The 18,493-nt window shown below is 69.7% G+C and carries 17 protein-coding genes; 5 read left to right on the top strand and 12 right to left on the bottom strand.

What is annotated here, in order from left to right; all coding sequences use genetic code 11:
• Positions 1-19: 19 nt before the first annotated feature.
• The 3 genes from fusA to rpsL form a co-directional block, all read right to left on the bottom strand.
• The gene (gene fusA / locus ACFZ8E_RS10515) at positions 20-2,095 is read right to left on the bottom strand and encodes an elongation factor G (protein ID WP_147728201.1); all 2,076 of its coding nucleotides are present in this window, start codon (positions 2,093-2,095) and stop codon (positions 20-22) included.
• A gap of 31 nt (positions 2,096-2,126) precedes the next feature.
• A complete protein-coding gene (rpsG, locus tag ACFZ8E_RS10510) occupies positions 2,127-2,597 on the bottom strand; it encodes a 30S ribosomal protein S7 (RefSeq protein ID WP_147728202.1) in 471 nt (156 codons plus the stop codon).
• Positions 2,598-2,737: 140 nt separating this feature from the next.
• Positions 2,738-3,109 carry a 30S ribosomal protein S12 gene (gene rpsL / locus ACFZ8E_RS10505; protein ID WP_066927123.1) on the bottom strand — a complete coding sequence of 124 codons (372 nt, stop codon included), beginning with the start codon at positions 3,107-3,109 and terminating at the stop codon, positions 2,738-2,740.
• Between the two features lie 820 nt (positions 3,110-3,929).
• On the opposite strand from rpsL, the gene ACFZ8E_RS10500 reads away from it, so the two are divergent.
• Complete coding sequence (locus ACFZ8E_RS10500; RefSeq protein ID WP_147843170.1) at positions 3,930-4,331, top strand: hypothetical protein; 402 nt, start codon at positions 3,930-3,932, stop codon at positions 4,329-4,331.
• Between the two features lie 137 nt (positions 4,332-4,468).
• Here ACFZ8E_RS10500 and recA read toward each other — a convergent pair whose 3' ends face one another.
• The 8 genes from recA to flgB all read right to left on the bottom strand — a co-directional run bounded on the left by recA (position 4,469) and on the right by flgB (position 12,174).
• Positions 4,469-5,563, bottom strand: coding sequence for a recombinase RecA (gene recA, locus ACFZ8E_RS10495; protein ID WP_405042741.1), 1,095 nt, complete (start codon positions 5,561-5,563; stop codon positions 4,469-4,471).
• A 136-nt stretch (positions 5,564-5,699) separates the two neighbouring features.
• The gene (gene cckA / locus ACFZ8E_RS10490; protein ID WP_405042740.1) at positions 5,700-8,396 is read right to left on the bottom strand and encodes a cell cycle histidine kinase CckA; all 2,697 of its coding nucleotides are present in this window, start codon (positions 8,394-8,396) and stop codon (positions 5,700-5,702) included.
• Positions 8,397-8,522: 126 nt separating this feature from the next.
• On the bottom strand, positions 8,523-9,590 hold the full coding sequence (gene flhB / locus ACFZ8E_RS10485) for a flagellar biosynthesis protein FlhB (protein WP_405042739.1): 1,068 nt from the start codon (positions 9,588-9,590) through the stop codon (positions 8,523-8,525).
• A 53-nt stretch (positions 9,591-9,643) separates the two neighbouring features.
• Positions 9,644-10,408 carry a flagellar biosynthetic protein FliR gene (gene fliR, locus ACFZ8E_RS10480; RefSeq protein WP_405042738.1) on the bottom strand — a complete coding sequence of 255 codons (765 nt, stop codon included), beginning with the start codon at positions 10,406-10,408 and terminating at the stop codon, positions 9,644-9,646.
• A 33-nt stretch (positions 10,409-10,441) separates the two neighbouring features.
• The gene (gene fliQ, locus ACFZ8E_RS10475; protein WP_147728151.1) at positions 10,442-10,708 is read right to left on the bottom strand and encodes a flagellar biosynthesis protein FliQ; all 267 of its coding nucleotides are present in this window, start codon (positions 10,706-10,708) and stop codon (positions 10,442-10,444) included.
• A gap of 284 nt (positions 10,709-10,992) precedes the next feature.
• Complete coding sequence (fliE, locus tag ACFZ8E_RS10470) at positions 10,993-11,307, bottom strand: flagellar hook-basal body complex protein FliE (protein ID WP_147728152.1); 315 nt, start codon at positions 11,305-11,307, stop codon at positions 10,993-10,995.
• A gap of 19 nt (positions 11,308-11,326) precedes the next feature.
• The gene (flgC, locus tag ACFZ8E_RS10465; protein WP_147728153.1) at positions 11,327-11,734 is read right to left on the bottom strand and encodes a flagellar basal body rod protein FlgC; all 408 of its coding nucleotides are present in this window, start codon (positions 11,732-11,734) and stop codon (positions 11,327-11,329) included.
• Between the two features lie 35 nt (positions 11,735-11,769).
• Positions 11,770-12,174 (bottom strand): flagellar basal body rod protein FlgB, encoded by a 405-nt coding sequence (gene flgB / locus ACFZ8E_RS10460; RefSeq protein ID WP_147728154.1) that lies wholly within the window; start codon positions 12,172-12,174, stop codon positions 11,770-11,772.
• A gap of 218 nt (positions 12,175-12,392) precedes the next feature.
• On the opposite strand from flgB, the gene ACFZ8E_RS10455 reads away from it, so the two are divergent.
• Entirely contained in the window at positions 12,393-13,667 is a 1,275-nt protein-coding gene (locus ACFZ8E_RS10455; protein WP_313899110.1) for a flagellar biosynthetic protein FliO, read from the top strand.
• Between the two features lie 36 nt (positions 13,668-13,703).
• Here ACFZ8E_RS10455 and ACFZ8E_RS10450 read toward each other — a convergent pair whose 3' ends face one another.
• Positions 13,704-14,984 (bottom strand): MFS transporter, encoded by a 1,281-nt coding sequence (locus tag ACFZ8E_RS10450; RefSeq protein WP_147842571.1) that lies wholly within the window; start codon positions 14,982-14,984, stop codon positions 13,704-13,706.
• 414 nt (positions 14,985-15,398) lie between these two features.
• Between ACFZ8E_RS10450 and ACFZ8E_RS10445 the strand changes: the two genes are divergently transcribed.
• The 3 genes from ACFZ8E_RS10445 to ACFZ8E_RS10435 are packed head-to-tail and all read left to right on the top strand — an operon-like array spanning position 15,399 to position 18,429.
• Positions 15,399-16,733, top strand: coding sequence for a CmpA/NrtA family ABC transporter substrate-binding protein (locus tag ACFZ8E_RS10445; protein WP_243933701.1), 1,335 nt, complete (start codon positions 15,399-15,401; stop codon positions 16,731-16,733).
• Complete coding sequence (gene ntrB, locus ACFZ8E_RS10440) at positions 16,733-17,614, top strand: nitrate ABC transporter permease (protein ID WP_405042737.1); 882 nt, start codon at positions 16,733-16,735, stop codon at positions 17,612-17,614. Before ACFZ8E_RS10445 ends, ntrB begins: the two co-directional genes overlap by 1 nt.
• Before the next feature lie 11 nt (positions 17,615-17,625).
• The gene (locus ACFZ8E_RS10435) at positions 17,626-18,429 is read left to right on the top strand and encodes an ABC transporter ATP-binding protein (protein WP_243933699.1); all 804 of its coding nucleotides are present in this window, start codon (positions 17,626-17,628) and stop codon (positions 18,427-18,429) included.
• The last annotated feature ends 64 nt before the right edge of the window (positions 18,430-18,493 follow it).

The following is an 18,493-nucleotide window of genomic DNA, read 5'->3' as shown; positions in this document are numbered from 1 at the left end:
TGGGATGTCGAGGAAAGACTTACGCGTACTTGGCGATGACCTTGTCGGCTTCGCCGCGCGGCACTTCCTCGTAGTGGTCGAACTGCATCGTGAAGTTGGCGCGGCCCTGCGAGAAGGAGCGCAGCTGGTTCACGTAGCCGAACATGTTGGCGAGCGGCACCATGGCGTTGATGACGTTCGCGTTGCCGCGCATGTCCTGGCCCTGGATCTGGCCGCGGCGTGAGTTGAGATCGCCGATCACCGAGCCGGTATACTCCTCCGGCGAGACGACCTCGACCTTCATCACCGGCTCGAGCAGCACGGAGCCGCCCTTTTGCAGGGCCTCGCGCAGCGCCGCCCGGGACGCGATCTCGAAGGCCAGCGCCGAGGAGTCGACGTCGTGGTAGGCGCCGTCGATCAGCTCGACCTTGATGTCGACCACCGGGAAGCCGGCGAGGATGCCGGCGCCGAGGACCGAGTTGAGCCCCTTCTCGACGCCCGGGATGTACTCCTTGGGCACCGCGCCGCCGATCACCTTCGAGGCGAACTCGAAGCCCTTGCCCGGCTCGTTCGGCTCGACCACGAACTTCACCCGCGCGAACTGGCCCGTGCCGCCGGTCTGCTTCTTGTGGGTGTAGTCGATCTCGGTCCGGCGGGTCAGCTTCTCGCGGTACGCCACCTGCGGCTGGCCGATGTTGGCGTCGACCTTGTAGGTGCGGCGCAGGATGTCGACCTTGATGTCGAGGTGCAGCTCGCCCATCCCGCGCAGGATGGTCTGGCCCGACTCCTGATCGGTGGAGACGCGGAAGGACGGATCCTCGGCCGCGAGCTTGGCGAGCGCGATGCCGAGCTTCTCCTGATCAGCCTTCGACTTCGGCTCGACCGCGATCTCGATGACGGGCTCCGGGAACTCCATCTTCTCGAGGATCACGACCTTGACCGGGTCCGACAGCGTGTCGCCGGTGCGGGTGTCCTTGAGGCCGGCCAGCGCGACGATGTCGCCGGCGAAGGCTTCCTTGACGTCCTCGCGGTTGTTGGCGTGCATCAGGAGCATGCGGCCGACGCGCTCCTTCTTGTCGCGCGAGGAGTTGAGCACGTTGGCGCCCGACTCGATCTTGCCCGAGTACACGCGGCAGAAGGTGATCGTGCCGACGTGGGGATCGTCCATGATCTTGAAGGCGAGCATGGAGAAGGGATCGGTGTCCGTCGGGTGACGGACGATCTCTTCCTCGGTCTTGAAGTCGAGGCCCTTGATCTCGCCGCGGTCGGCGGGAGACGGCAGGTAATCGACGACCGCGTCGAGCAGCGGCTGAACGCCCTTGTTCTTGAACGCCGAGCCGCAGAGCACCGGGTGGAAGGCGCGCAGCTGCACGGCGCGGCGGACGAGCTTGCGAAGGGTCTCCTCGCTCGGCTCGACGCCGTCGAGGTAGGCGGTCATGGCTTCGTCGTCGAGCTCGACGCAGGCCTCGATCATCTTGGTGCGGTACTCGACCGCCTGATCCTTGAGGTCGGCCGGGATCTCTTCCTCGTCGTAGTTGGCGCCGAGCGCCTCACCCGACCAGACGATCGCCTTCATCTTGATCAGGTCGATCACGCCCTTGAAGGTGTTCTCGGCCCCGATCGGCAGCTGCAGGCACACCGGCTTGCCGGCGACGCGGGTGATGATGTCGGCGACGCACTTGAAGAAGTCGGCGCCGATCTTGTCCATCTTGTTGACGAACACGACACGCGGGACGTCGTACTTGTCGGCCTGGCGCCAGACGGTCTCGGTCTGGGGCTCGACGCCCTGGTTGCCGTCGAGCACGCACACCGCGCCGTCGAGCACGCGGAGCGAGCGCTCCACCTCGATGGTGAAGTCGACGTGGCCGGGCGTGTCGATGATGTTCAGGCGCTTCTCGCGCCAGAAGCACGTCGTCGCGGCGGACGTGATCGTGATGCCGCGCTCCTGCTCCTGCTCCATCCAGTCCATGGTGGCGGCGCCCTCATGGACCTCGCCGATCTTATGGGACTTGCCGGTGTAGTAGAGGATCCGCTCGGTGGTCGTGGTCTTGCCGGCATCAATGTGGGCCATGATGCCGAAGTTGCGGTAGTCCTCGATCGCGTGGGTGCGGGGCATCGGGATCTCTCCGAAAGGGGCGTCGGGCCGCTTACCAGCGGTAGTGCGAGAAGGCGCGGTTGGCTTCCGCCATCCGGTGCGTGTCTTCCCGCTTCTTGACGGCGTTGCCGCGATTGTTCGCGGCATCGAGGAACTCGGCCGAGAGGCGCTCGACCATGGTGCGGTCGTTGCGGCCGCGGGCGGCCTGGATCAGCCACCGGATCGCCAGCGCCTGCCGGCGCTCGGTGCGGACCTCGACGGGGACCTGGTAGGTCGCGCCGCCGACGCGCCGGGAGCGCACCTCGATCATCGGGGCGACGTTCTCGAGGGCCGCGCGGAACACCTCGATCGGGTTGGCGCGGGCGCGGTTCTCGACGATCTCGAAGGCGCCGTACACGATCCGCTCGGCGACGGACTTCTTGCCCTCGTACATGATCGAATTCATGAACTTGGTGAGGACGATATCCCCGTACTTCGGATCGGGGATGATCTCACGCTTCTCGGCGGAATGGCGACGGGACATTGCGGAACTTCCGAGGGATAAGGATCTAAGCACCTCGCGCAGGCCGCCTTGAGCCACTCCTGAAGAGCGCCGGCGACATCCTTACGAGGCAGTGGAATGCCGTGTCGGCCGCCCGGGCAAAACGTCCGGACGGGAAGATCTTACTTCGGGCGCTTGGCGCCGTACTTGGAGCGGCGCTGCTTGCGGTTCTTGACGCCCTGCGTGTCGAGCACGCCGCGGAGGATGTGGTAGCGCACGCCCGGAAGGTCCTTCACGCGGCCGCCGCGGATCATCACCACCGAGTGCTCCTGAAGGTTGTGGCCTTCACCCGGGATGTAGCCGATCACCTCGAAGCCGTTGGTGAGGCGGACCTTGGCGACCTTGCGGAGCGCCGAGTTCGGCTTCTTCGGGGTCGTCGTGTAGACGCGGGTGCAGACGCCGCGCTTCTGCGGGCAGGCGTTGAGCGCCGGCACCTTGTTGCGGCTCCGCTGGATCTTCCGCGGCTGCGCGATCAGCTGGTTGATCGTCGGCATCCTGTGCCCTCTTCCTCCGGATCGCGACGAAGCGCGATCCCGTGCGACGTAACGTGGCTCCCTGCGGAGCCGCCCACGAACCTCCCGAAGGAGATCCGCAAAACGAATATGCGCCAGGGGTCGGTGAGGACCCTTGGCGCGCTGTCGGCAGAGGAGCACCCCTGTTAAGGCAGGCGCGCTCGTACCTACTGATCTGACGAGAACGTCAGGCGATGTGAGCCTTCGACGGTGGATCGGCGCGTCGTCGACGAACGGATGAGCGTGATGCTCAGCCTCGTCAGCAGCCCCCGGGCCGTTCGAAGTGGCGCGCTTCTAGCCTCCATCGCCCGAGGGGTCAATGGTTTCCGGCCGATTATCTCGCATCCGACGAGAGGTTAAGGTTTTGTGCGGGACGGGTGCCCGACGCGATCCGCCTCCGGGTCTCCGTGCCGGTTCACGCGCCCGGCGAACGTTCGAATGTCGTGGTCTGCGTACGGCGAGGCCGCGGCTCGTGCCGTCGGGCCCGTGCAGACCGGTCGCGGCGTTACCTTAGCGGCGGCTATTCCAGCCGGCGCTCGGGCGGGTGGCGATCACCTCCGCGCCCATCGGGACGCGTTTCCCGATCACGTCGACCTCCCATAGCCCGCGCGAGGCCGGAGCTTGCTCGTCGGGTGGGCGACCTCGTCAGCGCGGCGCACCGTGCCGGATCGGGGCAGGTCGGGCACAGCCCGCTTCGACAGCGCTCACAGAAGATTAAAGCGATTCGTCGAATTGTCCGCTTCGTCGGGACGGCGCGATGCGCACCCGACCATGCGATGTGGCGACGGTCAGGGTGATGCGTATGGGTAGCGTTTCGAGTGCGGCCGAGAACGTCGTCCCCTTCCGGCGGATCGCCGCCGCGGGCCGGCCTCTGCCGTACGAGGGCGGCGTCCGCGAGGGCCAGGCCCGGCGCCGGTCCGAGCAGCGCGCGCTGATGGATGCGGTCTATGCCACGGGGACGCTCACGGTGGCGGCGGGCGACCGCGAGACCAAGCTGATCGCGTCCCGGCTGCAGGTCTACGGCTTCCTCACCGTCGAGGAGGTCGAGCCGGAAGGCTCGCTGCGCCGCCTGCGTCCCTCGGAGGCGATCCGCGCCCGGGCCGAGCGGCCGTGGCGCCTGTCGAAGCCGGCCTATGCCGGGCTCTCCGTGAGCATCCCGACGATCGACGACTTCCTGTTCGAGCCGGCCGGCTTTTCGGCGTGAGCCTTCGCGCCGTCTGAGCCGAGGCGTCGGCCCGTCCGGCATTCCCCATTCGGGGCTTCATAACGAAGAAGCGCGCCGCCCTCCCGGGCCGGCGCGCTTCTTCGTTTCGGTGTGCCGCTTCGAAGGGGCGGTGCGGACTACGCCTCGCCCTCGTCGAGCTCGTCCTCGGTCGGCTTGGCGTTCTCCAGGATCTTCTCGGCGACGAGCCCGGAATTTTGCCGGATCGACGCCTCGATCTTGCCCGCGATCTCGGGGTTGTCGCGCAGGAACCCCTTGGAGTTCTCGCGGCCCTGGCCGAGCCGCTGGCTGTTGTAGGAGAACCAGGCGCCGGACTTCTCGACGATGCCGGCCTTGACGCCGAGATCGATCAGCTCGCCGACCTTCGACACGCCCTCGCCGAACATGATGTCGAACTCGACCTGCTTGAACGGCGGCGCGACCTTGTTCTTCACGACCTTGACGCGGACCTGGTTGCCGATCGCCTCGTCCCGGTCCTTGAGGGTCGAGATGCGGCGGATGTCGAGACGGACCGAGGCGTAGAACTTCAGCGCGTTGCCGCCCGTGGTCGTCTCCGGGCTGCCGTACATCACGCCGATCTTCATCCGGATCTGGTTGATGAAGATCACCATGCACTTCGAGCGCGAGATCGAGCCGGTGAGCTTGCGCAGCGCCTGGCTCATCAGGCGGGCCTGGAGGCCGGGCTGGCTGTCGCCCATCTCGCCCTCGATCTCGGCGCGCGGCGTCAGCGCCGCCACCGAATCGACCACCAGCACGTCGATCGCGCCGGAGCGCACCAGCGTATCGGTGATCTCGAGCGCCTGCTCGCCGGTGTCGGGCTGCGAGATCAGCAGGTCGTCGAGCTGGACGCCGAGCTTGCGCGCGTAGACCGGGTCGAGGGCGTGCTCGGCGTCGACGAAGGCGCAGACGCCGCCCTTCTTCTGGGCCTCGGCGATGGTGTGGAGCGCGAGCGTGGTCTTGCCCGACGATTCCGGCCCGTAGATCTCGATGACGCGGCCGCGCGGCAGGCCGCCGACGCCGAGCGCGATGTCGAGGCCGAGCGACCCGGTGGAGACGGTCTCGACCTCCGCCACCTTGTCGTTCTTGCCGAGCCGCATGATCGAGCCCTTGCCGAAGGCCCGCTCGATCTGGGACAGCGCGGCGTCGATCGCCTTCGCCTTGTCCTTGTCCACCATGCCGGGGGTTTCCACCACTTTCAGTGCGGCCTGAGCCATCGTGCGGCATCCTTATGCAGGGGTTGGGCGCGCATCTCAATGCGCTGGAACCTGCATTTGATGTACCCGTTTTGTTCTCATCGAGCAAGGGCGGAATCGGCTCGCCGAGGAGCCTTTTCCGCGCCTGCCCGCCGCCTCACGGCTCGGCCATCGTCGCCTTCACCGTCTCGACGAGCTGCTTCAGGCTGAAGGGCTTGGGCAGGAAGTTGAAGGTCTCGCCTTCTGGCAGGTTCTTGCGGAAGGCGTCCTCGGCATAGCCGGAGACGAAGATCACCTTGAGCTCCGGCAGGTGCTTGCGGATCTCGCGCAGCAGGGTCGGGCCGTCCATCTCCGGCATCACCACGTCCGAGACGACGAGGTCGATCTGGTGGCCGCCCTCGCGCACGATGTGCAGCGCGTCGATGCCGGAGGCGGCCTCGAGCACGGTGTAGCCGCGGGCCGACAGCGCGCGGCTGTTGACGGCGCGGACGGGATCCTCGTCCTCCACGAGCAGGATCACCCCCTGCCCGGTATGATCGGCCGAGGGTTTTCGCGGGGGCGTTTTCGGAGCCGGCGGCGCGGGCGGATCGCCGACGAGGACGAAGCTTTCGCCCGGCGCCTGCGCTGCGGTGGCGGGAGCGGACGCGTCGGCCGTCGGGCTCGGCAGCGCCGGCGTCGGCGCCGGCTCGGGCAGCGCTGCCGGCTCGTGGCGCGGCAGGTAGATCCGGAAGCTCGTGCCCTCACCCACGGTCGACTGCACGTCGATGGTGCCGCCCGACTGCTTGACGATGCCGAACACCGTCGAGAGGCCGAGGCCGGTCCCCTTGCCGATCTCCTTGGTGGTGAAGAACGGCTCGAAGATCTTCTCCATCAGGTCGGCCGGGATGCCCTCGCCGGTGTCGAGCACCTCGATCAGCACGTGGTCGCCGGCCGGCGCGCCGCCGCGCCCGTCGGGCTTCGCCGCGGCGCCCGGGTCGAGCACGTTGGCGGTGCGGATCAGCAGGCGGCCGCCGCCGGGCATCGCGTCGCGGGCGTTGACCGCGAGGTTCACGATCACCTGCTCGAACTGGTTCACGTCGGCCTTCACCGGCCAGATGTCGCGCCCGTGCTTGAGGTCGAGCCCGACCCGCTCGCCGAGCAGGCGCTTCAGCAGCAGCGTCAGCTCCGAGAGCGCCTCCCCGACGTTCATCACCTCCGGGCGCAGCGTCTGGCGGCGGGAGAACGCCAGGAGCTGGCGCACGAGGCCCGCCGCCCGGTTGGCGTTCTGCTTGATCTGCATGATGTCCTGGAAGGCCGGATCGGTCGGCTTGTGGCTCGCGAGCAGCAGGTCCGAGTAGCCGATGATCGCCTGGAGGACGTTGTTGAAGTCGTGCGCGATGCCGCCGGCGAGCTGGCCGACGGTGTCCATCTTCTGGGTCTGGGCGATCTGCTGCTCGAGCTGGCGCTGGGCCGTGGTGTCGAGGGCGTAGAGGATCAGCGGCTCGCGATCGGCCTCCTCCGGCTCCTGGCCCGGAGCGCCCTCCCCGCCGGCGGGGCTGAGCCAGACCCGCGCCGAGCGGTTGGCATTGCCCATCAGCATCACCTCGATCGGCTCGATCTCGGAGAGTCCGCTGGCCGCCTTGGCGAGCGCTGCATCGAGCGCCGGGCGGTCGCGCTCGACCACCGATTCGGCGACGTTCGGCTCCTCGGCGCCGGCGGCCGAATCGGCCACCGCGTGCCGCGGCAGGGTGCCGAACAGGCGCGCGAACGAGGCGTTCGCCCGCGCGATCCGGCCGGAGCGGTCCAGCGTCGCGATCGCGATCGGCGAGTTGTTGAGGAAGCGCGCGAGCCGCACCTCGGCGGCGCGCTGCGGCTCGTCGCTCTCGGCCCCGGCCGAGCGGTTGATGACGAAGGTCCGCGACGCGCCGGGCTTGCCGTCCTTGCCGAAGGCGACGCGGTGATACAGCCGCGCCGGCATCGGGTGGCCGTTGCGGCGGCGCAGGTCGAGGTCGAACCGGTCGGTGCGGACCTCGCCGGGGAGCCCGGCATTCTGGATCAGCGCGTCGGCGGCGGGCGCGATCTCGGAGAGGTGCGGGCCGCCGGGGCCGACGACCGCGAGGTCGTAGCCGAGCCAGGCGGCGAGCGTCGCGTTCATGTAGACGATCGCCCCGGTCGGATCGATCGAGAGGAAGCCGGCGGGCGCGTGGTCGAGGTAGTCGATCGCGTGCTGGAGTTCCTGGAAGACGTTCTCCTGGCGCTCGCGCTCGGCGGTGATGTCGCTGACCGTCCACAGCGAGGCGGCCCGTCCCGGCCGCGGCAGCGGGCGGACCTGGATGCGGTACCAGGCGAAGTCGCGCCCCCTGGCGCTCGCCGCCGGCGGCGGCGACATCCGCACCTCCTCAGCGTGGCTGCGCCCGTCGCGGGCGCCCTGGGACAGGCGGTAGATCGCCTCCGACACCTCCGGCGAGCCGACGAAGATCCGCTCGACCGGGCGCAGCGTCGAGAAGCTGTCGCCGCCCGCGACGTGGAGATAGGCCTCGTTGGCGTAGATCAGCCGGCCGCCCTCCTCGACCACGACGGTCGCCTCGGGGGCGGCGTCGACGATCGCCTTGGTGATGTCGTCGCGTCCGCCCTGCCCGCTGAGCTGGATCGCGCCGATCGCCATCGCGAACAGGAAGAACACGCCGGCCATGGCCAGCAGCGCCAGCAGCCAGATGATCAGTGACTGCGCCTGCTCGTTGGCCACGAACGACAGGCCGATCGCCGCCCCGACCAGCAGCCCGGCGAGGACGAGCAGCAATCCGACCCGCCCGGGCCGTTCCGACCGGTCGATCGAGCCCGAAACCACGGGCGTGGGTCCACTCAGATCCGCCATCGGGCCTTGAATCCAGAAACGAAGGACCGGTTATGCCTTCACGCCGCCGATCGGCAAGGGCTGTCTTCCGGTCGGTCGCGGCGAAGCCTGACGGAGGAAGGTGGACAAACCGTGCGTACGGACCCGTCAGGCGGCCCGGCGGCGCAGGCGCATCACGAAGCCGATCACCTCGGCGACCGCCTTGTAGTGCTCGGCCGGGATCGCCTCGTCGATGTCCACAGTGGCGTGCAGCGCGCGGGCGAGCGGCGGGTTCTCCAGCACCGGCACGTCGTGCGCCTTGGCCAGCTCGCGGATGCGGAAGGCCAGGGAGTCGACGCCCTTGGCGACGCAGACCGGCGCGCCCATGCCGGCCTCGTAGCGCAGGGCCACCGCGTAGTGGGTCGGGTTGGTGATGATCACCGTGGCGGTCGGCACGGCGGCCATCATCCGCTTCTTCACCCGCTGCATCCGGATCTGCTTCATCCGGCCCTTCACCTCGTGGTTGCCGTCCGATTCCTTCATCTCCTGCTTCATCTCCTCCTTCGACATGCGCAGGCGCTGGCGCCAGCGGTAGCGCTGGTACAGGGCGTCGGCCATCGTGATCACGAGATGGATGGCGAGCACGCCGCCGAGCAGCTTGACGCTGATGCCGAGGATCGCGCTGAGGCAGGCCGCCGGATCGAGGCGGGCGAACACCTCGAGCCGGTCGCGGTCGCGCCACAGCACGGTGCCGACCACCACCCCGACGACCGCCATCTTGGCGAGCCCCTTGCCGAACTGGAACAGCGCCTCGAGCCCGAGGATGCGCTTGGCGCCGGCCATCGGCGAGATCCGCTCGAACTTCGGCCCGAGCGTCTCGGTGGTGAAGACCAGGGGGTGCTGCAGCAGGCCGGCGGCCAGCCCCGCCACCGCGACGAGCCCGACCGGGACCGCGAGCGCCTGGAACCAGATCGTCAGGGTGCGGCCGGCGATCCCCGCCATGGCGTGCGGATCGTCGGGGACCGCGTGGGCGTTCATCAGGAAGCCGCGCATCTCGGCGAGCAGGCCGCGGGCGATGCCCGGCCCGGCGATCATCAGCGCCAGGGTGAAGGCGGCCAGGATCGCGAAGGTGTTGATCTCGGCGCTGGTCGCGACGTTGCCCTGCTCGATTGCCTGATCGAGCCGGCGCTGGGTCGGCTCCTCGGTCTTGTCTTCCTGCTCGGTCCCCTCGGCCATGGGTCAACGGCTCCCGACCGGGCCGGGGCCGCGGCGGCTGTGCGTCGTCGTGGTCACCGCCCGGCGAACTCGAGCAGGTAGCGGCCGAGGTCGTCCAGGAACACGGTCATCATCACGCCGAGCGAGCCGAACAGGATCAGCATGCCGATCAGCACCGAGGCCGGCACCGCGACGAAGAACACCTGCAGCTGCGGCATCAGCCGCGACAGCACCCCGAGGCCGAGGTTGAACAGGATACCGAAGGCGATGAACGGCGAGGCGATCTGGACGCCGAGGGTGAACCCGCGGCCGACCGCCTTCAGCGCCAGCGTCGCCGCATCGCCGAAGGCCGGCACCGCCTGCGGCGGCAGCACCGCGTAGCTCCGCGAGATCGCGTCGAGCGCCACGTGGTGCAGGTCGGCCGCGAGGATCAGCGTGATGCCGAGCAGCGACAGGAAGTTGCCGAGCGCCGGCTGCTGGCCGCCCTGCGCCGGGTCGACGGTCATGGCGTAGGACAGGCCGAGCTGCTGCGAGACGATCAGGCCCGCGGTCTGGAGCGCGGCGAGGATCATCCGCACGGTCAGCCCGATCACCAGCCCGACCAGCGTCTCCGAGAACAGCAGGCCGATCAGCCGGGGCGCGCCGATCGCGTCGGCGCCCACCGCCAGCAGCGGCCTCACCATCGGGAACAGCAGCAGCGAGACCAGCAGGGCGAAGGACAGCCGGATGCGCGGCGAGACCGACTGCTCGCCGATGCCCGGCATCAGCATGATCAGCGTGCCGACGCGGGCGAAGGTCAGCAGGTAGGCCGCCGCGATCCCGGGCAGGAGCAGGTTCATGGCGCGTCATAGCAGCCGGCCGCCCGCCCCGTCTCACTGGCCGGCGGCGATGCGCGCGGCGATGCGGGTCATGTAGCCGGCGAGCGCGTCGCCCATGAACGGCAGCATCAGCAGGAGGGCGGCGAAGACCGAGACGATCTTGGGCACGTAGATCAGGGTCTGCTCCTGGATCTGCGTCAGCGCCTGGACCAGCGAGACCACGAGCCCGACGGCGAGCGCCACGAGCATCAGCGGCCCGGCGACCTTGAGGAAGACGAAGATGCCGTCGCGCGCGACGTCGAGGATGGCGAGGCCGGTCATGTGTCCGAGGTCCGATTGCTGACGAAATTCCAAGTCCCCGCGACGGGCGACCGGGTTCAGGCATCTCCGAAGCACCTCGAGACTCGGCCGCCGCCTTTCCCGGGCGCCTTCGGCGAACCCGGGATCCAGAGCCGCCGGCGGTGCCCGAGCTTGCCGCCGCGGCGGCTTCCGGATCCCGGGCCCTGCTTCGCAGCCCCGGGATGACGGGGGCGTTGTCGTCGGGCGCCTTTCGGCACCGTCGGATGCGTGAATCCGGTGGCCTGCCGGGGGCGGGAGAAGACGCGCTAGATCTGCATCCGCATGATCTCCTCGTAGGCCGAGATCATCCGGTCGCGCACCGCCACCATGGTCTGCAGGGCGGTCTCGCTCTCGGCCACCGCCGTGACCACGTCGACGACGTTGGCCTTGCCGGCGGCCACCGCCAGGCCCTGCGCGTCGGCCTTGCGGCCGGCATCGCCGACGCCGTCGAGCGCCTGGCCGAGCAGCTGGGTGAAGTCGTTGCCCGCCCCTTGCGTCGGCTGGATCTTCGGCGGCCCCTTGAAGCTGCCGACGTTCTGAACGGCGGCGTAGGCGCCGGCCGCGAAGTTGCTGCTGGCCATGATCGTGTCCCGCCTTCGCCTACTTCAGGATTTCGAGGGTGCGGGAGATCATCCTGCGCGTGGTGGTGACCATGTTGAGGTTCGCCTCGTAGGAGCGCTGGGCCTCGCGCATGTCCATGTTCTCGATCAGGCCGTTGACGTTGGGCATCCGCACCTCGCCCTTCGCGTCGGCGGCCGGGTTGCCGGGATCGTACTTGGTCCGGAACGCGGTCATGTCGCGGCGGACGCGTCCCGCCTCCACGAGGTTGGCGCCGGTCTCGCGGTCGACATGGCTCTTGAAGGTCGGGATCTTGCGCCGGTACGGCTCGCCGGTCGGCGTCTGCGGCGCCGAATCCGCGTTGGCGATGTTCTCGGCGATGATCCGCATCCGGCCGGACTGGGCCTTCAGGCCGGCGGCGGCGATCGAGAGCGACTTCGTGAAATCCATGGCTCAAGCCTCCCCGATCATGTCTCGGCTCGCGATCACTTCTTGCCGATGGCGATCTTCAGGACATCGAGGCTCTTCTGGTACATCGACGCGGCGAGCTGGTAGTCCGACTGGTTGTCGCCGGACTTCATCATCTCGTCCTCGAGGTTGACGCCGTTGCCGCTCGGGCGGATCTCGAACTCGGTGACGCGGCGCGGATCGGCGCCGACGCCGGTGTCGCCCGAGGCGGCGATGTGCCCGACGCTGGTCAGCGTCATCGCGCTCCCGGTCGAGGCGGCGAGGCCGGTCGACCGGTCGAAGCTCGGCTGCGCCAGGTCGCGCGGGCGGAAGCCGGGCATGTCGGCGTTGGCGACGTTCTCGGCCAGGAGCTTCTGGCGCGCCTGATGCCACTGCATCTTGGTCCGGAGCATTCCCAGGAGCGGCATGTCGGTGACGGCCACGAGGGGGCTCCGGATTCGCGCGGCCCGGTCTCCGGCCGCCCGGCAAAATCTGCCGCCCGCTTGGTTAACGCCGGGTTAAGGTTTCCGCGGCCGCGGGCCGCAGCGAAGCTGTTAACGAAGACTTAACGATGATTGCCCGGCGGCGGGCCGGCCGTGATACTGACGGGGCGGTTTTGCGTAGGGCCCTCCCGGGCCCGTGAAGAACGAGAGTATCGTCCGTGCAATGGTTGCAGTCCGTGTTCGGGTCTGACGGCTCTCCGGTCGTGCAGTACGTCACCATCTTCGCCGTGATCTTCGCGGTGCTGACGGTGATCGTGCTGGTTGTGCGCCGGCTCGGCGGCGGCGGTCTCGCCGACGCGAAGCGCGGCGCTCAGCGCGGGCGCCAGCCGCGCCTCGGGATCGTCGACGTGTACGAGCTCGACCGGCAGCGCCAGCTGATCCTGCTGCGGCGCGACAACGTCGAGCATCTGCTGCTCGTCGGCGGCCCGAACGACGTGGTGATCGAGCGCCACATCCAGCGCGGGCAGCAGCGCGATCCGGCCCTGCGCCCCGAGGCGATGGCCGAGCCGCTCGCCGAGGCCGGGCTCGACCCCTTCCCGGGCCTCGAGACGCAGGCCCAGGCGGCGTTCCGACCCGACTTCGCCATGCCAATCGTGCTCGCGCCGACCGTGTCCGGCCCGGGCGGCGCGCTCGCTTCCGTCCCGCCCCTCGACGCGGCGATCCTCGACGAGGCCGAACCCCGCCCGGATCGCGCTCCCGAGCCGCTCACGCCCGACGCGCGCCCGTCCGAGGCGATCGTCACCGGGCCGCGGCCGGACGCGCCGGCGCGGCGCCCGATGCGCCGGACCGCGCCGCCGCTGATCAACCCGCGCCCCGACGTCGCCTCCGAGCGCCCGCGTTCCGAGCCGCCGCCCGAGGAGCCCGCCTTCGCGCCGGCCGCGATCCCGCCGATCCCTCCGTTGCCGCCGGCCGAGCGTCGCCCGGTCGATCCCGCCATCCTCTCGGACATGGCCCGCCAGCTCGAGGCCGCGCTCGCCCGGCCGGCCTCGGCCGTGACCCCGTCGCCGTCGCCCGCCTGGACGGCGCCGGCGCCCGCTCCGAGCCCGGCACCCGCTCCGGCGGCGCCGGCCACGATCGATCCGATGGCCGCGGCCATGGCGGCGCCGGTCGATGCCCCGGCCGGCGAGCCCGCGCCCGCACCGTCCGCGGAGAAGCCCGCACCCGCACCCGCGCCCGCACCGGTCCCCGAGCCCGAACCGTTCCTGCCCGCTCCGCCGCCGGCCGAGCCGGTTCCTCCGCCGGCGCCGGCCGCACCGGTCGAGCCGCGGGTGCCCCCCAGGGTCGAGCCCGCGCCGCCTCCCCCGCCGAAGGTCGAGACCCCGCCGGCACCCGCTTCGGCGCCTCCGAAGCCCGCCGCCAACCCGTTCTCGGTCGAGGAGATCGAGGCCGAGTTCGCGCGCCTCCTCGGGCGGCCCCTCGACAAGCGGAATTGACCGGGCGCAGGAGCCCGGCCGGCCGACGGTCGCCGTTCACACGCCCTTGCGCAGCGTCTCCGGCATCGCGAGCACCGCGAGGAAGCTGATCACCGCCGTGACCGCCAGGTAGGCGCCGACCCAGGCGATCCCGCCCCAGTCGACCAGGCGCTGGGCGATGTAGGGGGCGCCGGAGGCCCCGACGATGCCGGCGAGGTTGTAGGTCACCGAGGCGCCGGTGTAGCGCACCCGGGTCGGGAACAGCTCCGGCAGCAGGGCGCCCATCGGCCCGAAGATCCAGCCCATCGTGAACAGGCTGAGGCAGAGGAAGGCGAGGACGACCGCGCCCGACCCGGAGCCGAGCATCGGCCCGAGCAGCCCGCCGAGGCCGAACGCCACCACCATGCCGGCCATCAGCACCGGCCGGCGCCCGAAGCGGTCGGCGTTGGCGCCGGAGAGCGCGATGCCGAGCGCCATGAAGCAGACGGCGATGCACTCGAACAGCAGGAAGGCCGGCCGCGCGTAGCCGAGCGCCGCGGTGCCGTAGCCGAGGGCGAAGACAGTGGAGATGTAGAACACGGCGTAGACCGCCACCATCGCCAGGGTGCCGACGACGAGCGCGTGGCCGTGCCCGGTCACCATCGCGGCGAAGGGCACGCGCTCGGGCTTGGCCTGCGCGAGCGCCGCCTTGAAGGCCGGCGTCTCGCTGAGCTTGAGCCGCACGTAGAGGCCGACGCCGACCAGCGCGGCCGAGGCCAGGAACGGCAGCCGCCAGCCCCAGGCCTGGAAGCTGTCCGCGCTCAGGCCGAAGCTGAGCGCCAGGAAGCTGACGTTGGCCAGGATGAAGCCGACCGGCGCGCCGAGCTGCGGGAAGATGCCGTACCAGGCGCGCCGGCCCGCCGGCGCGTTCTCGACCGCGAGCAAGGCCGCGCCGCCCCACTCGCCGCCGAAGCCGATGCCCTGGCCGCAGCGCAGCAGGCACAGCATCGCCGGCGCCCACCAGCCGGCGGTGGCGTAGGTCGGCAGGCAGCCGATCAGCACCGTCGAGACGCCCATGATCAGCAGCGAGGCGACCAGCGTCGCCTTGCGCCCGACCCGGTCGCCGAAATGCCCGAACAGGGCCGCGCCCACCGGCCGCGCCAGGAAGGCGATCGCGAAGGTCGCGAAGGCGCTGAGCTGCTGCACGCCGGGCTCGCCGGGCGGGAAGAAGACCGGGCCGATCACCAGCGCGGTCGCGGTGGCGTAGATGTAGAAATCGAAGAACTCGATCGCCGTGCCGACGAAGCTCGCGGCGAGGACCCGGCGGGCCGACAGGGGGGACGGCGTGGTCTGGAGCATGATCGTTCGCGGCCGCGCGGTGTTGACGTGCGCCCCGGTTAGTCGAGCGCGCCGCGTTTGCACAGCATCCCGCCCGCCGAAACCGCGGCGTTTCGCGAAACGGCGCACGATTACGACACGATCCGTAATCCCGGCGCCGGCGCGCGTTTTTTGTGCGCTGCGAAGGGATGTCCCGGGGCGAAAAGCTCAATGCGACGGCAGGTTTGCGCCGAGCCTCGGCCAGTCTTCACTTGCGCTAGCCTGGCACGAAACCTGCTGAGCTGCACCGTCCGTCAATGGAGACGGCACCGCCTCCGCCAGCAACGCCGCTGATGCGATCCGCTCCGCCCCGAAGATCCTTCCGGGCAGCGGGGCGCGTTCGTGTGCGGATCGGCGGGCGCCGGCGTAGTTTTCAAGGTCAGGATCCTGCCGCAGATGCGTAACGACGAGCCGAAATCCACCCTCGACCGGTCCCCCCTCGCCGAAGCGTCCGGCACCGGCACCCGCCGCGGCCTGCTCAAGGGCGCGGCCGGCGCCCTGTCGCTCGCCGCCGCCGTGCGCCTCGCCCTGCCGGGGGGCGCCTTCGCGCAGGGCGCGGGCCCCGAGGTCAAGGGGGCCAAGCTCGGCTTCATCGCGCTGACCGACGCCGCCCCGCTCTTCGTCGCCAAGGAGAAGGGCATCTTCGCCAAGTACGGCCTGCCCGACGTCGAGGTGATGAAGCAGGCGTCGTGGGGCACCACCCGCGACAATCTCGTGCTCGGCTCCGAGGGCAACGGCATCGACGGCGCCCACATCCTGACGCCGATGCCCTACCTGATCACGGCCGGCCGGGTGACGCAGAACAACCAGCCGACGCCGATGTACATCATGGCCCGGCTCAACCTGAACGGGCAGTGCATCTCCGTCGGCAAGGAGTACATGCCCGACAAGGTCGCCCTCGACGCCAAGCCCTTCAAGGCGGCCCTGGAGCGGAAGAAGGCCTCGGGCAAGCCGGTCAAGGCGGCGATGACCTTCCCGGGCGGCACCCACGACCTCTGGATCCGCTACTGGCTCGCCGCCGGTGGCATCGACCCCGACAAGGACATCGAGACCATCGTCGTGCCGCCGCCCCAGATGGTGGCGAACATGAAGGTCGGCACGATGGACTGCTTCTGCGTCTGCGAGCCGTGGAACGCGCAGCTCATCACGCAAGGGATCGGCTACACCGCGCTCACCACCGGCGAGTTGTGGAAGGACCATCCGGAGAAGGCCTTCGCCATGCGCGCGGCCTGGGTCGACAAGCACCCGATCGCCGCCAAGGCGCTCCTGATGGCGGTGCTGGAAGCCCAGCAATGGTGCGACAAGCCCGAGAACCGGGACGAGCTCGCCGGCATCGTCGCCAAGCGCCAGTGGATCAACATCGCGGTCACCGACGTGATCGACCGGATGAAGGGCAAGTTCGATTACGGCGACGGCCGCGTCGTCGAGAACAGCCCCCACACCATGAAGTTCTGGGCCGACAACGCCTCGTACCCGTACCAGTCGCACGATTCCTGGTTCCTCACCGAGGACATCCGCTGGGGCAAGTTCGACGCGCAGACCGACACCAAGGCGCTGATCGCCAAGGTGAACCGCGAGGACCTCTGGCGCGACGCGGCCAAGACGCTCGGCGTCTCCGCGATCCCGACCAGCACGTCCCGCGGCAAGGAGACGATGTTCGACGGGAAGGTCTTCGATCCCGAGAACCCCGCCGCCTACCTCGCCAGCCTCGGCATCAAGAAGGTCTCGTGATGGCCGCCACCTCGACGATCGCCGACAAGACCGCCCTCGGCACCGCCGCCCGCGATGCCGCCGCCGTGAAGAGCCGCACGCCCTTCCTCACCGCCAAGCGGGCGAAGGGCCTGGCCGCCAACCTGATCCCGCCGCTCGTGGTGCTCGCGGCCTTCCTGCTGTTCTGGGAGGTCGCGTGCTCGCGGCCCACCGCCGGCCTGCCGCCGCCCTCGCGGGTGGTGACGGAGGCCTGGGACATCATCGCCCACCCGTTCTACGACAACGGCGGCACCGACAAGGGCCTGTTCTGGCACATCTCGGCCAGCCTCCAGCGCGTCGCCTTCGGCTTCGCGCTGGCGGCGATTGTCGGAATCCTGACCGGCACGCTGGTCGGCCAGTCCGACTGGGCGATGCGCGGCCTCGACCCGATCTTCCAGGTGCTGCGCACGATCCCGCCGCTGGCCTGGCTGCCGCTGTCGCTCGCCGCCTTCCGCGACGGGCAGCCCAGCGCGATCTTCGTAATCTTCATCACCTCGATCTGGCCGATCATCATCAACACCGCGGTCGGCATCCGCAACATCCCGCAGGATTACCGCAACGTCGCCGCGGTGATCCGCCTGAACCCGATCGAGTTCTTCATGAAGGTCATGCTTCCGGCGGCGGCCCCGTACATCTTCACCGGGCTTCGCATCGGCGTCGGGCTGTCCTGGCTCGCCATCGTCGCCGCCGAGATGCTGATCGGCGGCGTCGGCATCGGCTTCTTCATCTGGGACGCCTGGAACTCCTCACACATCAGCGAGATCATCGTGGCGCTGGTCTATGTCGGCGTCATCGGCTTCGTCCTCGACCGGCTGGTGGCGGCGGTCGGCCGGGTCGTCACCCGCGGCACCAGCGCAGCTTGAGGACCGGGACCATGGCCAACCCATCCCATCTCGACCTCTCGCAGGTCGGCATCAGCTTCACCCGCGGCGGCACCACCACCGAGGTGCTGCGCGACGTGAACCTCAAGGTCGCCAAGGGCGAGTTCGTCTCGATCATCGGCCATTCCGGCTGCGGCAAGTCGACGGTGCTCAACATCGTCGCCGGGCTTCTGAAGAGCTCGACCGGCGTCACCCTGCTCGACGGCAAGGAGGTGTCGTCGCCCGGGCCCGAGCGGGCGGTGGTGTTCCAGAACCATTCGCTGCTGCCTTGGCTCACGGTGCGCGAGAACGTGGCGCTCGCCGTCGACAAGGTGCTCGCCAGGACGAAGTCGAAGGCGGAGCGCAAGGCCTGGATCGAGCACAACCTCGCCCTGGTGAACATGGTGCACGCCGCCGACAAGCGGCCGTCCGAGATCTCCGGCGGCATGAAGCAGCGCGTCGGCATCGCCCGGGCGCTCGCCATGGAGCCGACGGTGCTGCTGATGGACGAGCCGTTCGGCGCCCTCGACGCGCTGACCCGCGCCCATCTCCAGGATCAGCTCATGGAGATCCAGGTGCGCCTGCGGAACACGGTGATCATGATCACCCACGACGTGGACGAGGCGGTGCTCCTGTCCGACCGCATCGTGATGATGACCAACGGCCCGTCGGCCACCATCGGCGAGGTGCTGACCGTGCCGATGCCGCGCCCGCGCCGTCGCCTCGAGCTGGTCGAGGACAAGGACTACGTCCATTGCCGGGCGGAGGTGCTGGAATTCCTCTACGCGCGCCACGCCAAGCCGGCTTTGGCCGCCTGAGCGATCGCCGGGCGCGCGCCGGCGCATCCATTGCCAGGGCCGCAAAAAGAAAGGCCGGCGCCCC

This window comes from Methylobacterium sp. HMF5984, assembly GCF_045033435.1.
Classification (GTDB): domain Bacteria; phylum Pseudomonadota; class Alphaproteobacteria; order Rhizobiales; family Beijerinckiaceae; genus Methylobacterium.
This window is presented reverse-complemented; position numbering and strand designations above follow the sequence as displayed.

Excerpts from the sequence above, each read along its gene's own strand:
- ACFZ8E_RS10435 (WP_243933699.1), top strand. The coding sequence starts at position 17,626 with ATGGCCAACCCATCCCATCTCGACCTCTCGCAGGTCGGCATCAGCTTC.
- ACFZ8E_RS10500 (WP_147843170.1), top strand. The coding sequence starts at position 3,930 with ATGGGTAGCGTTTCGAGTGCGGCCGAGAACGTCGTCCCCTTCCGGCGG.
- rpsG (WP_147728202.1), bottom strand. The coding sequence starts at position 2,597 with ATGTCCCGTCGCCATTCCGCCGAGAAGCGTGAGATCATCCCCGATCCG.
- rpsL (WP_066927123.1), bottom strand. The coding sequence starts at position 3,109 with ATGCCGACGATCAACCAGCTGATCGCGCAGCCGCGGAAGATCCAGCGG.
- fliR (WP_405042738.1), bottom strand. The coding sequence starts at position 10,408 with ATGAACCTGCTCCTGCCCGGGATCGCGGCGGCCTACCTGCTGACCTTC.
- recA (WP_405042741.1), bottom strand. The coding sequence starts at position 5,563 with ATGGCTCAGGCCGCACTGAAAGTGGTGGAAACCCCCGGCATGGTGGAC.
- ntrB (WP_405042737.1), top strand. The coding sequence starts at position 16,733 with ATGGCCGCCACCTCGACGATCGCCGACAAGACCGCCCTCGGCACCGCC.
- cckA (WP_405042740.1), bottom strand. The coding sequence starts at position 8,396 with ATGGCGGATCTGAGTGGACCCACGCCCGTGGTTTCGGGCTCGATCGAC.
- flgC (WP_147728153.1), bottom strand. The coding sequence starts at position 11,734 with ATGGATTTCACGAAGTCGCTCTCGATCGCCGCCGCCGGCCTGAAGGCC.
- fliE (WP_147728152.1), bottom strand. The coding sequence starts at position 11,307 with ATGGCCAGCAGCAACTTCGCGGCCGGCGCCTACGCCGCCGTTCAGAAC.
- ACFZ8E_RS10445 (WP_243933701.1), top strand. The coding sequence starts at position 15,399 with ATGCGTAACGACGAGCCGAAATCCACCCTCGACCGGTCCCCCCTCGCC.
- fliQ (WP_147728151.1), bottom strand. The coding sequence starts at position 10,708 with ATGACCGGCCTCGCCATCCTCGACGTCGCGCGCGACGGCATCTTCGTC.
- fusA (WP_147728201.1), bottom strand. The coding sequence starts at position 2,095 with ATGCCCCGCACCCACGCGATCGAGGACTACCGCAACTTCGGCATCATG.
- ACFZ8E_RS10450 (WP_147842571.1), bottom strand. The coding sequence starts at position 14,984 with ATGCTCCAGACCACGCCGTCCCCCCTGTCGGCCCGCCGGGTCCTCGCC.
- flhB (WP_405042739.1), bottom strand. The coding sequence starts at position 9,590 with ATGGCCGAGGGGACCGAGCAGGAAGACAAGACCGAGGAGCCGACCCAG.